Origin of the sequence: Paenibacillus sp. FSL H7-0737 (assembly GCF_000758545.1) — a bacterium.
In the GTDB taxonomy this organism is placed as follows: Bacteria; Bacillota; Bacilli; order Paenibacillales; family Paenibacillaceae; genus Paenibacillus_AQ.
Map to the genome: position 1 here is coordinate 4,698,138 of NZ_CP009279.1, position 12,061 is coordinate 4,710,198.

The following is a 12,061-nucleotide window of genomic DNA, read 5'->3' on the forward strand; positions in this document are numbered from 1 at the left end:
TCTTCTCCCCTAACCTTCGTTTTCGGATTTGCGCCGTGTAAAGAGACGGATTGGCGTTCCCTCGAAATTAAACGCCGCGCGGATTTTATTCTCCAAGTAACGTTCATAGGAGAAGTGCATCAGCGATGGGTCATTTACGAACACCACGATCGTCGGTGGCTTCACCGCAACCTGCGTTACGTAGTTAATACGTAAGCGACGGCCTTTGTCAGTTGGAGGAGGGTTAATCGCAATGGCATCCGATACAACATCGTTCACCAGATGCGTAGTAATGCGTAGTGCATGCTGTTGAGATACATGCTGCACCACTGGCAGCAATTTTTGCAGGCGCTGTTTAGTTAAAGCCGACAAGAAGACAACCGGTGCGTAACTCATAAACAAGAAGTGGTCACGAATCTTAGACTCGAAGTTCTGCATAGTCTTGTCGTCTTTCTCAATGGCATCCCATTTGTTCACAACAAAAATAGATGCTTTACCAGCTTCATGTGCATAACCAGCGATATGCTTGTCCTGGTCGATGATGCCCTCTTCACCGTTAATTACAACGAGAACCACATCAGCCCGTTCAATCGCACGCATAGCACGCATAACACTGTATTTCTCAATGTTCTCATAGACCTTGCCTTTTTTGCGCATACCTGCAGTATCGATAAGCACATAACGTTGTCCATCACGTTCAAAAGGCGTATCAATAGCATCGCGAGTAGTACCCGCAATATCACTAACGATAACGCGTTCTTCACCCAGAATTGCGTTAACCAAAGAGGATTTACCTACATTCGGACGGCCAATCAAAGCTACACGAATGACATCGTCATCATATTCATCATCTATTTTCTCTGGCAGACGTTCTACGACAGCGTCCAATAAGTCACCGAGTCCTGTACCATGACTACCGGAAATTCCGATTGGATCTCCAAAACCTAGGCTATAGAACTCATAAATATCATCTGCACGCTTCATATTATCCACTTTATTGATGGCAAGAACGATCGGTTTACCTGAACGGAACAGAATCTGAGCTACCTCTTCATCTGAATTCGTCACACCACTCTTTGCCTCACACATAAATACAATAACATCCGCTTCTTCAATCGCCAGCTCCGCTTGAACGCGGATTGATTTCAGAATCGTGTCATCTCCATCAATTTCAATACCTCCGGTATCAATCACACTGAACGACTTGCCGTTCCAATCTGAAATACCATAAATCCGGTCACGTGTAATCCCCGGTTTATCTTCTACAATGGCCAATCTATCGCCAATCAGCCGATTAAAAATCGTCGATTTCCCGACGTTAGGCCTCCCAACGATTGCCACAACGGGTCTTGCCATATTCATTCCTCCTGTCATCCTTACGATACTCATCATAGCAAAAAACATTAAAATTGGCTAACACTCATGTTAGCTTTAATAAATTCTTTCTGTCACTGAAAAAAGAGAATCGGCGAACCCCCGTATCGAGGGCTCGCCGATTACTTTACCCGTATATTCAAAAAGCAGGATTAGTTATTACCTTTGAATTTGTCCAACTTGTCACCAAAACGTTCAGCAAGCGTAAAGCTAAGGCCTTCGTTGCTTAGAGAAACGTTAGGGTTATTCAAAACTTCTTTAGGAGCTCTGTCTCTGCTGTTGCTGCGTTCAGGTCTAGCAGTAGGTGCTGGAGCTTCTTCAGTTTCTTTGATGCTCAGGCTAACACGTTTCTCGGATGGATTGAAGTCCAGTACTTTCACTTGTACTTCTTGTCCTTCTTTCAATACTTCGTGTGGAGTAGCAATGTGTTTGTGGGAGATTTGTGAAATGTGCACAAGACCTTCCACACCTGGAAGCAATTCAACGAATGCTCCGAAGTTCACAAGACGTTTTACAACGCCTGTTACAACATCACCGATGTTGATTTCGCCAGCAGCAGAGTCCCAAGGACCTGGAGCAGCAGCTTTAATGCTCAGGCTGATTTTTCCTTTTTCAGGATCAACCTTAAGTACTTTAACACGTACTTTATCACCTTCAGAAACTACATCAGAAGGCTTCTCTACGTGATTCCAAGCGATTTCGGATACGTGTACAAGACCGTCAACTCCGCCAACATCAACAAATGCGCCGAATTGGGTCAGACGTTGTACAGTACCTTCAATGATTTGACCTTCAGACAGTTCAGCCATAATTTTAAGCTTATTAGCTTCGAACTCTTCTTCAAGAACTTCTTTAGCGGACAGGATTACTTTGCTGTTCTCACGGTCAAGTTCTTTCACTTTAACGCGAAGGGTACGGCCTTTGTAATCGCTGAAATCTTCAACGAAGTGACGCTCAACCATGGAAGCTGGGATAAATCCACGTGCTCCAACATCAGCTACTAGACCGCCTTTAACAACGTCAGCCACAGTAACTTCGAAAGCTTCTTGGGAAGCAAAGTACTTCTCAAGATCTTCCCATGATTTTTCGCTATCAACAGCACGTTTGGAAAGAACAAGGCTTTCCTTGTTGTCGTTGATGCTAACAACTTTACATTCTACTTCCTGTCCAACTTCTACTGCTGCAGCAGCGTTGTCCAGTTGTACTGCGGACAATTCGCGAATCGGAATCACACCGTCGTATTTATATCCAATGCTTACATAAGCTTGGTTATCTTCAATTTTGACGATTGTTCCTTTCACGGTATCGCCTTTTTTCAGAGAAATGATTTCCAAGTCAGCTTGGTTAGTCACTTCTTCTTCGTTAACGGCAGCAACTTCTACAGCTCCGTTATTTTCTGTCACAGCGGATTCCACCGCTTCTACGGTTTCATTGCTCTCCGTAGCTTCCTGATTTTTAATTTCTTCAGACATGTGATTAGCCTCCTCGATTCAAAACCCCATTTATTTAAACCTGCGTATAGCAGAGTTCAAAACAAGCATTGCTTGGTATTACAAATTACACTTGAAGATAGTATGTTCCAAAAAATAGCGACTATGCCGTTATTTAATCATAGCACAGGACGAAATTTGTGATTCCGTTTATCCCTTAACCAACAGTTGGTATACCCGACTTCTTCATCTCATTGATGCGTTCCATAATGACATCGGTAACAGCCTCGAGAGATTCACTTCCTGCACCGGCAAATTGACTGAGATCTATAGGAGCCCCATAGACCACAACCATCCGTCGAAAGGGTTTGTACTCACCGACAATAGCGGCTGGAACAACTGCAGCACCGCTTCGAAGTGCAAAGCTTGCAGCACCTTTCTTGGCAACTCCGGCGTCAGAGTTACGCGTACCCTCCGGGAAGATACCCATGACATTACCACCGCGAAGTGTGTTAAGGGCCGTTTTAATGGATTCTTTGCTTACACCACCACGTTTGACCGGAAAAGCACCCAATTTGTTAATGAGCCAGCCAAGCACAGGAACCTCAAAAAGTTCTGCCTTAGCCATATACTTTACTTGACGGTCTAACTTAATCCCGATAGTCATCGGATCCAGCAAACTAATATGGTTGGCACAGAGCAGCACCCCGCCCTCCTTTGGCACATTCTCTTCCCCCACAATCTTAAGCGGGAAAACAATTGCGTAAATCAAGCGAAGCAATCCTCGGCAAAATACATAAATCATAAATGATTTCTCTCCCCGTCAACATGAGATCTACAATGGGATACAATGGCCTCCACGACTTGATCGATATCCATAAAGGTCGTGTCGAGAAGAATCGCATCTTCCGCACGTCGCAGCGGTGAAATCTCCCGTCCTTCATCCAGACGATCCCGCTGTGCAATATCATGTTCAAGCTGCTGAAGCGTCACCGATTCCGCGTCTCTCAATTCCTTATAACGACGGAGAGCTCTTTCTTCCACACTTGCCGTCATAAAAATCTTTACTTCGGCATCGGGCAGCACGGTCGTACCGATATCGCGGCCATCCATTACAACGCCTTTGCGAAGCGCCATCTGACGCTGCAAATGACTCAGTCTGGACCTTACACCTTCGATCTTCGAATACTGCGACACAAGGCCGCTAACCTGAAGACTCCGAATATGCGGCGTTACGTCTTCCCCATTAATCAGCACCTTCTGGATGTCTTTTTCCGGAATAAGCTCAATAACCATATCGTGAACTTTCTGGTTCACTTGATTCTGATCTTCCGGTTCTATGCCTTCTCGGATCATATACCAGGTGATTGCCCGGTACATTGCGCCTGTATCGACATAAATATAAGACAACTTCTGGGCTACCAATCGGGCTACAGTACTCTTGCCTGCCCCGGCAGGTCCGTCGATGGCGACGTTAATTCTGTCGTAAGTATGTGTACCCTGCCTATCCAACGGGGCATTCCTCCTCAAACACTCTTTCATAAGAAAAGCATCTAGCGATGTCAAGTTCGTTCCTGCAATATCAAGGAGCACATACAAATGGATATGCTTGATGATATTATCAAGAAAAAAGCAGGCATTGCCTGCGACTTATAAAATTATACCACAGTTTATACTTCAGTGCAAAATCAGAACACTTAATAGAGCTAAGAAAAATGCCTATCGGTTGCGGAAATCAAACTGTCGTTCAAAGCAGTAACGTATTATTTTCTGACGCTCATTATCCGTAATAGCCACAAATTTCAGCATGGCCAATTGGCGCCCGTTTTCAAGCTTTTTAATCCGAACCACTTCACCTTCAAAGTCCACATGCTCTATACTACCATTTCGATAAGGCACTAGAACCCAGCAGGATAATTTCGCTCCCACCTCGAGCTTCACTTGGTGATCCACCAAGAAAGACGTTCCTCCGCCGCCGATATCATCTGTACGTACAAGGAATCTTTTACCAAAGCTATCCTTCACAGCTAATTCAAGATCTGCATTCACCCGAAAAAAGCTTCGTCTCTGAATTTTGAAAATCGAATCCGCCTCTGGTTTTTGTATCCGGACCATACGAATTACATCTTCTTTAAACCCGAGAACATGAGTATTAAAGTAATTTTTAATGCCACCCTCAGTAATAAAATAAACCGAAAGCTCGTCCCCCATAAAAAGTCGTTTCAGACGACCGTCACTCTCCTGCATAGGAATTTCAATCAGGAATGCGTCGTCCTCTGTCTCTGCAATTCTCGATCTATATTCAACTTCTGCTTCAGCAGCGTCACTGGAAGCAACCTGTATGTATAGATATTCATTAATTTTAGGATACAAAGATGTCACCGCCAAATCAGTATAGTTAACAATGATTATAGCATGGGAATATCACCCAATGAGATAAATATTATTTGAATTTTAAAAATAAAATAGGGCGCATCCAAATAATGGATGCGCCCTATTTTTTCACTTTTGTTCTGCCCCTGAAGAAGGCCTGATTTCTTCCACGGACTCTTCGATGCCGTCGTCCGCATTAAGATAAATACGATACTGAGTACCATTTACCTCTCCGCCAAATTCGTAAGTCAAGACTTCTACGGAGTCATCATTTTTAATCCAAGCCATGCGATGGTAATTCTCATTGAAATCCGAATTCAGAAATTTCTTCGCTTCCGCCAGAGTCAGCTTTGGCTTTGGAATTTTACGATTGTCCTTATGCTCATTGACATATTCGCTAGCCTCAAATCCAACCGCTGTCCCAGTATCAAGTCCAATACGGATCGTCATTTTCTCAGGATAAATCAAAACATCATTTTGGCTCGTTACAAAGGTTAAATTCCCGATATTATCATAACGGTCAGCATTAACCGCAGTCATATGAGGATATCCTTTTTTCTTAAGAAACTGCTCTGCCTTGGAAACTGCTTCTTCTAGGGTCACTTTAGCAGGTCCTATCTCACGGTTATCGTAATAAGAGATCAGTAAACCACCATTTTTGGTGAAATCCATACTGATAATCTGCTTATTATTCGAACCACTGACTGTAGCCGTATAAGAAGGCCACTTCGTATTTTTGCCGTTTTCTTTAACGTCTACCTTAGCATTCGAGCCTGCATTAGCAAACTTAATGGCTTTACGTTTGATATCTTCAACTGAAACAGGGGTACCTCCGAGCATTTTTACAGAGCGTTTATCGTAAATGCTTGCAACTGAAGGACCCCAATCCAGGTCAGGGTAACCTTCGACACGTTTGTCTACCGACTTAAAGCCGTCAATAATCGAATTATCTTGTGCCTTATTCTCTGTAGCCAATGCCGTTTCAACATCCATCCAGCGCAAACGGCTACCAATCACTTTATTCTGAACATCTTGCAAATCTTTTGAGATTTCTCCAGAGCTCTTATACAATGCTTTTAAATTGCTCAATTCACCATCTGTCAAAGGCTTCTTAGCGAAATCACGAATCCCAGCTTTATAAGAAAAGTTTGAGATTTTGGACAGAAACTCCTCCGTTTTGCTAAATGGCAGTAATGTGAGTGGCAACTGATTAATTTCATTTTGTGCCTCACTGGTCATCCGCCACACATTAACAAGTCCTTTGCGGTGCATCCCGTTAGAAGCGGAGTTAACAGCTAGTGTGTTTCCCAGCTCTCCATGAAGACGCTCCACATGGTAAGACAAATCATGAAAGGCACGCTGATATTGGTTCTCCGCCTTAATTAGGATCGCATTCTTCTCCTGATTCTCCTGATAACCCCACACGAGCGCACCAATTAACAGCAGCGCAGTCAGCGGGAACATTACAGCACTTAATCTTTTGTACATAGGGCTACAAGACTCCTTTCGATAGCTTATTGGCGTTAGTTTGACAATAAACTAGGAGTCTTATGCACCCTTCTGTAACACAATATGACTAAAGTGTTTGAATAGAGGGATTTCACTCCAAATTTGCATAGCATAGCGCTTATGCTCTCTCTTCAATTTCAAAGCCACTGCTATTACTGCAAAGGCATTGCTTAAAGCCGGTTTGAATCACACCCTGCTCTTTTATCCCTCTTAATATGTAGGTCTCACCGCATTGTTTGCAAAGTATACGGACTTTTATACGCAAAAAAAGACACCTCTCTCCTCTCTGGAATCTCCCGCTAAGGAACAATCCTTTGAATATAAGTGTGTCCATCTCGATTATAGGTTAACCTCTTCTTCTCGTTTCAGAAAGCGGAAAGGGGACCGGCTATTTGCCCTATCCACTTTCCCCATCCCTCCGTACCATAGAATAGCCATCAGAGGAACAATAAACCATATCCAGTAGTTAGCTGTCGTACTCAAAATAAAGTCATAAATCCCATGCCACAACCATGGCAGCAAGATAGAGATTAACAGAATCCCCTTTGTTTTAGCTCCTTTTGAGAACTTGGCTCTCCCTAAATGATAGCCCATGATTACACCAAACATAGCGTGTCCAGAAACCGGAAGCAGAGCTCTCAGGAACATGGAACCGATTGATGCATTGCTATACCAAGCGTACATTATATTTTCTATTGTTGCGAAGCCGAGCGAAATCGCTACGGCGTATAGTATCCCATCATATGGCTCGTCAAATTCGGTGTGATTGTAAATCATATGGTAAAGCACAAACCATTTTAGACATTCTTCCACGCCAGCGGATATGAGAAAAGACTCCACATAAGGACCGCCATTCAGCCCCAGCATTAGTCCTCTCTGAATGATCATAACAGGGAATACAATCAGAAGGCCTAGCAGGAACACCTTAATAACGATATGAAGCGGTTCTTGATCATACTTATCTTTCAAATAAAAAAAGGTCAGCAGAGCAAGTCCCGGCGCTACTGCCGACGAAATAACCGATAACACGAGCACCGAATAACCTCCCTATATCCCTAGCGCCTTATTCTGCTGATTACAGCAAGGCAGATAACAGCTTTAATTCAAGAATGACCGCCATACCATCAAGAACAAGAATAGGGCTAATTAGCTAAAACGATGCTTATCAGCCCTATCATGCTATTTAATCCTGACGCTTAAAATGAGTGCACAATAACTGGACTGCATTCTCCGGCATTACTGTCTTCCCGTATTCATCGAGGACAGCTTCAGTAACCGGTGAGGAATCTCCAAACTCAGCTAGTACGCCAACAAGACCTGACAACGCTGTTTCTTCAAATTCCTTAGGATCGAAGTACAGATACCATTTATTGTTATAAGAATACAGTTTCCCCTGGGAAGTAATATTACCAATGAGCACATGGGCCGCTTCAACAAGAACCTCGAAATCGCGGAATGCATATACAATGGAGTCGCTTTGTTCAAGAGTAACTTCCATTTCGTAAATCTCTTCTGGCAATTCTTCTTCCCCGGACGCACCGTACTGATGGTGATCATATTTTCCTCGGGTCACTATAACGACCATGCCTTGGGCGGGCAATGCGAAAACTTCTACGGCAAGCGGACCGGTAGCATCAAAACCTAGTTCACTATATGCTTGGTCCATCATCTCCGTAAACAGGTCATGTACCTTGGGAACTTCCTGCCACATGTCTTCCTTCTGGATGCCCCGCTCGCTCAGGTCGTCAAAAGTGAGGAAAATCCGTATCTTATCTTGACTTAATCGCTCTATTCTCATGACAGGATCCTCCTTTTGCAAGCTCATTTATTATAATGTATGATGAGTCCCGAGTAATGAGCCAAAAATGGTTACTATGTATGTATGTTATCATTTTGCAGAGATAAATGCACGAAAATAAATATATAAAATCCTCTTAAAGCATTGCCACTACTGAAGAGCTTATTCTAATTCATAAACCATTTTCAAGCCCTTGAATATAAAAAAGAATCATTCTGCGGAATATTTCATCCTCAAAATGATTCTGAAGGAGTCCTTTACGGTTACAATCCCGGTATGGCAGTATGCGTTTCTTTAAGAATTTGCTCCACTTCGCTCTTTACTTCAGGATTGTTGCGAATGAAATCCTTTAGTAATTTGAGATTGGATTCTTTTGATTTTGCCGGTGATTCCGTTTTATGCTCAGAGGTTCCGCTGTTCGAACCATTACTTTGAGCATTGCTGCTTGTATTACTGCTTGCATTGCTGCTTGAAGCAGCAGTGTTTCCAAACCCTGTCGTAGCCATACCAATTATTTTTTCTTTTGCTTTATCTGCTGCTCCACTCATGGAACCGCCCGATTGCCCCAGCGAAGACATTAGAGAATTCCGCTTTTTGGACATAATCATACTGGCTGCGACGCCCATCAGCACCCCACATAAAAATGACGAAGTATTCATATTTCCAGCCTCCTTGTATGGTAAAATCATGTTTAGTGTTCGCGGAAAGATTGCCGCTCATGCAACCTAATAAGAAGAAAGCGAGTTGAAAAAAGTGGGTAAAATGACATCAGTGCTCCTTCTGGCTACCTTACTGCTGACAGCCTGTGGCAACAGCGGTGCGAATGGAAAGACAGCCGAGGATACAAACACCACAAACAATACGCCTACGGCGGTAGCTACACAGAGCGCAGAAACTACAGCGCCTTCCCCTGAAGTTACAGCCAGCCTTACCCCTGAAGCGTCAGCAGATGGAGGAACTACAGGTAGTAATAATACAGCCAGTAAGGATGAAGACTCCGCTGAAATTCCACTGCTGTACCATATGAACAAAAATTACGACATCGTCCCAAATGAGGAAACTACAAATAAAAAAGTCGTGTTGCTCACTTTTGATGACGGTCCCAAAGATGCGGAAATGATTAATCCGTTAATGGATGTTCTGGACAAACATCAGGCCAAAGCGATCTTCTTCGTAAATGGATACCGCGTTAAAGCGCATCCCGAGCTTCTAGAGTTAATTCATAACCGCGGAGGAATTATCGGCAACCATAGCTGGGATCATATTGTGTTGAAGGACAAGTCTTACACTGAGGTCAAGAAGCAAATCGAAGACGTTCAAAATGCGGTCAAGGAGATTATTGGTGAAGCCCCTCAGTTTTTCCGTCCCCCACATGGTGCTGGCGGAGATGTAGGGAAGAAGATTTCCGCTGAGAATGGGATGTTGTATATGACCTGGTCCAATGGATCACTGGACTGGGAAATGAAAGAGAAAGAAACCGGAAAAACAGATAAGTTAATCAAAAATGTGACGGATCAATTGCATTCCGGCAGTAATATTCTGATGCATGAGCTACCATGGACAGTTGAAGCGTTGGATAAACTGCTTACTACTCTTGAAGGCAAGGGCTATAGCTTTGTAGATCCTCGCAGTATTGAGCTTAAGATGCGCTAATTCCTAATTAGGATAAATTAAAACAGGTAATCCCCTTGATGGAAAGGAGATTACCTGTTTTTTTGTCCACCCGTTCAAGCGGTACAAAGACAGCTTTCTAATGTTTCTCTTTTCGGAGTGTTAGCACGTGCATCTCAGCAGGACTTCCCCAGCGGATCGGCAAGTGAGAGGTTCCAAACCCTCTGCTAATCAGCAGCTTCGCATCCCTTCCTGTCCCATCTCTTCTGGGCCATTGAAACATTCCTGCATCATATTTATGATAGAAATTTTCCACATGCCTTTGACCCAAAAAAGGAAGAATGACCTGCCCTCCATGCGTGTGGCCTGCTAATATCAGATCCGCTGGCACACTTTGACGTTTGGACAACCAGAGCGGATCGTGAACAAGAATGATACGACAAGTGTTATTTAGTGAAGAAGCACGTGACGTTAATCCAGGTAATGGACGATAAGAAGTGTTACCACCCTTTTTCGGAAAATCCACTCCCGTTAACCAAAGAGAAGCTCCCTCACGTTCAATACGCACATTCTCATCCATTAACAGCTTAGCACCACTGCCCCGGATAATCTGATCAACTAGTGAAATATCAGCTCGATAATCATGATTTCCATGTACTACATAGGTAGGCGCAATAGAAGTCACTAAAGTCATATTATCAGTCAGTCGATCCAGAGGACTGTTTTTTTCTGTTAGATCACCACCTAATAAAACAGCACCCACCGTTCCCTTTAACGGAGTCAGCAGTGCTGTTGGAAGGCGGCGGCGATGGATGTCAGTTATAAATAAGAGACGAAACCCATCAAACTCATCTGGGAGCGACTTCAAAATTATTTCCTCGGTAATAATTCTGTTTCTAAAGGCGTTACTCACCATAATCACAGCAATGATTAGTGCAATCAAAAGCACAACCACAACCAATCCCCAAATCCAAAAAATCACCATAAAGTACTCAAAGGCGGCGCCCCTTCGATTCCCCACCAGAGGAGCGCTACCAGCAATATTACAAAGATGAAAATCAGAGAGTTAACAAACATTTTACTAAGCCGAACACGTTCTGATGAATACGTATCCGAACGTGATGGAACAGATTCTTCCTGCTCTTTGTTTCCAGCGTTAGATCCCTTCGCAGAAGCTGCCGGACGGCGCGCTTTCCTTGATAAAGTTGCCGTTGTTGTCCGGGAATGATTGCTCTTTCTAGGAGCCCCCTCCGATCGCGGATTCGTTTTTTTACTTTTGCCAGAAGTTTTGCCTTCGCCACTGCGCTTTTTCTGACGAGACTTCAACCGGCTCAATTCCTCACTCATGATTCCCTCCTGTAGCGGATCACCAAACCAGAGAAAAGGTCGATGAAGAAATGACATAGTATAGGTGCCCATAGGCTTCCTGATTGAATGTATATATATCCAAGACCATAGCTGCTTAAGAATACCCATCCGGTAGGTACAAAGTGGCGCAAATAGCGAACATGAATAAGAGCAAACAAAATACTCGTCCAATAAGGACCAATGGAATACTGAATGGCTCCTCTGAACAGAAGCTCTTCACAGATCGATACCATAGCTGCAATTACAACAATGTGCCATACGGGCCGATTTCGAAATAAAAGGTCGTTTATTCCCCCGTCATCCATGCTTTCTTCAGGTACAATATGAGTCAATAAATAATCAACTACCAGCATTACAGCAGCAAGTCCAAGACCCCATGCCACAAAATGTACGTTTTCTGGAAAAATTAATAGCTGAAAAGGATTTCTTTTCTGAAATAATATCCATATCAAACCGATAATTAATGTAAGCCCCTGAGTAATGTAGAGATTGAGGAGCAGAAGACGGTCTGTTAACTGACCTGGCTCTACTTTTTTTATCTTAATCTCGCCAAATTTGAATTTTTTCATCGTGACCTGCCTGTTCTTTAATTTTTTGGGGCAGCTCCGAAAGAGAAACC

General features: G+C 43.4%; 13 protein-coding genes. 1 reads left to right on the forward strand and 12 read right to left on the reverse strand.

Annotated features, from left to right (window positions below; translation table 11 throughout):
* Window positions 1–9: 9 nt before the first annotated feature.
* The 9 genes from der to H70737_RS20680 form a co-directional block, all read right to left on the reverse strand.
* Entirely contained in the window at window positions 10–1,335 is a 1,326-nt protein-coding gene (gene der / locus H70737_RS20635) for a ribosome biogenesis GTPase Der (protein ID WP_042190218.1), read from the reverse strand.
* Window positions 1,336–1,505: 170 nt separating this feature from the next.
* Complete coding sequence (gene rpsA, locus H70737_RS20640) at window positions 1,506–2,825, reverse strand: 30S ribosomal protein S1 (protein WP_197071234.1); 1,320 nt, start codon at window positions 2,823–2,825, stop codon at window positions 1,506–1,508.
* Between the two features lie 175 nt (window positions 2,826–3,000).
* Complete coding sequence (locus tag H70737_RS20645) at window positions 3,001–3,588, reverse strand: lysophospholipid acyltransferase family protein (RefSeq protein ID WP_042190219.1); 588 nt, start codon at window positions 3,586–3,588, stop codon at window positions 3,001–3,003.
* Entirely contained in the window at window positions 3,585–4,295 is a 711-nt protein-coding gene (gene cmk / locus H70737_RS20650) for a (d)CMP kinase (protein ID WP_231573321.1), read from the reverse strand. The genes H70737_RS20645 and cmk overlap by 4 nt, the downstream gene beginning before the upstream one ends.
* Window positions 4,296–4,502: 207 nt before the next feature.
* On the reverse strand, window positions 4,503–5,156 hold the full coding sequence (locus tag H70737_RS20655) for a flagellar brake protein (RefSeq protein WP_042190221.1): 654 nt from the start codon (window positions 5,154–5,156) through the stop codon (window positions 4,503–4,505).
* Between the two features lie 129 nt (window positions 5,157–5,285).
* Window positions 5,286–6,644 (reverse strand): germination protein YpeB, encoded by a 1,359-nt coding sequence (ypeB, locus tag H70737_RS20660; RefSeq protein ID WP_042190223.1) that lies wholly within the window; start codon window positions 6,642–6,644, stop codon window positions 5,286–5,288.
* Between the two features lie 360 nt (window positions 6,645–7,004).
* Complete coding sequence (gene prsW / locus H70737_RS20670; RefSeq protein ID WP_042129603.1) at window positions 7,005–7,700, reverse strand: glutamic-type intramembrane protease PrsW; 696 nt, start codon at window positions 7,698–7,700, stop codon at window positions 7,005–7,007.
* A 148-nt stretch (window positions 7,701–7,848) separates the two neighbouring features.
* Entirely contained in the window at window positions 7,849–8,463 is a 615-nt protein-coding gene (locus tag H70737_RS20675; RefSeq protein WP_042190227.1) for a genetic competence negative regulator, read from the reverse strand.
* Window positions 8,464–8,726: 263 nt separating this feature from the next.
* Window positions 8,727–9,122 (reverse strand): hypothetical protein, encoded by a 396-nt coding sequence (locus H70737_RS20680; protein WP_042190229.1) that lies wholly within the window; start codon window positions 9,120–9,122, stop codon window positions 8,727–8,729.
* A gap of 85 nt (window positions 9,123–9,207) precedes the next feature.
* On the opposite strand from H70737_RS20680, the gene H70737_RS20685 reads away from it, so the two are divergent.
* Window positions 9,208–10,116 carry a polysaccharide deacetylase family protein gene (locus tag H70737_RS20685; protein ID WP_442950243.1) on the forward strand — a complete coding sequence of 303 codons (909 nt, stop codon included), beginning with the start codon at window positions 9,208–9,210 and terminating at the stop codon, window positions 10,114–10,116.
* A gap of 97 nt (window positions 10,117–10,213) precedes the next feature.
* On the opposite strand, the gene H70737_RS20690 is transcribed toward H70737_RS20685, so the two are convergent.
* The 3 genes from H70737_RS20690 to H70737_RS20700 are packed head-to-tail and all read right to left on the reverse strand — an operon-like array spanning window position 10,214 to window position 12,011.
* Entirely contained in the window at window positions 10,214–11,059 is an 846-nt protein-coding gene (locus H70737_RS20690; protein WP_052404376.1) for a metallophosphoesterase, read from the reverse strand.
* A complete protein-coding gene (locus tag H70737_RS20695) occupies window positions 11,053–11,421 on the reverse strand; it encodes a hypothetical protein (protein ID WP_042190231.1) in 369 nt (122 codons plus the stop codon). The genes H70737_RS20690 and H70737_RS20695 overlap by 7 nt, the downstream gene beginning before the upstream one ends.
* Window positions 11,418–12,011 carry a CPBP family intramembrane glutamic endopeptidase gene (locus tag H70737_RS20700; protein WP_042190233.1) on the reverse strand — a complete coding sequence of 198 codons (594 nt, stop codon included), beginning with the start codon at window positions 12,009–12,011 and terminating at the stop codon, window positions 11,418–11,420. Before H70737_RS20700 ends, H70737_RS20695 begins: the two co-directional genes overlap by 4 nt.
* Between the last annotated feature and the right edge of the window lie 50 nt (window positions 12,012–12,061).

What these genes read in the sequence shown, in the direction of transcription:
- der (WP_042190218.1), bottom strand. Translation starts at nt 1,335, where the DNA reads ATGGCAAGACCCGTTGTGGCAATCGTTGGGAGGCCTAACGTCGGGAAA.
- rpsA (WP_197071234.1), bottom strand. Translation starts at nt 2,825, where the DNA reads ATGTCTGAAGAAATTAAAAATCAGGAAGCTACGGAGAGCAATGAAACC.
- H70737_RS20645 (WP_042190219.1), bottom strand. Translation starts at nt 3,588, where the DNA reads ATGATTTATGTATTTTGCCGAGGATTGCTTCGCTTGATTTACGCAATT.
- ypeB (WP_042190223.1), bottom strand. Translation starts at nt 6,644, where the DNA reads ATGTACAAAAGATTAAGTGCTGTAATGTTCCCGCTGACTGCGCTGCTG.
- H70737_RS20675 (WP_042190227.1), bottom strand. Translation starts at nt 8,463, where the DNA reads ATGAGAATAGAGCGATTAAGTCAAGATAAGATACGGATTTTCCTCACT.
- H70737_RS20680 (WP_042190229.1), bottom strand. Translation starts at nt 9,122, where the DNA reads ATGAATACTTCGTCATTTTTATGTGGGGTGCTGATGGGCGTCGCAGCC.
- H70737_RS20690 (WP_052404376.1), bottom strand. Translation starts at nt 11,059, where the DNA reads ATGGTGATTTTTTGGATTTGGGGATTGGTTGTGGTTGTGCTTTTGATT.
- H70737_RS20695 (WP_042190231.1), bottom strand. Translation starts at nt 11,421, where the DNA reads ATGAGTGAGGAATTGAGCCGGTTGAAGTCTCGTCAGAAAAAGCGCAGT.
- H70737_RS20700 (WP_042190233.1), bottom strand. Translation starts at nt 12,011, where the DNA reads ATGAAAAAATTCAAATTTGGCGAGATTAAGATAAAAAAAGTAGAGCCA.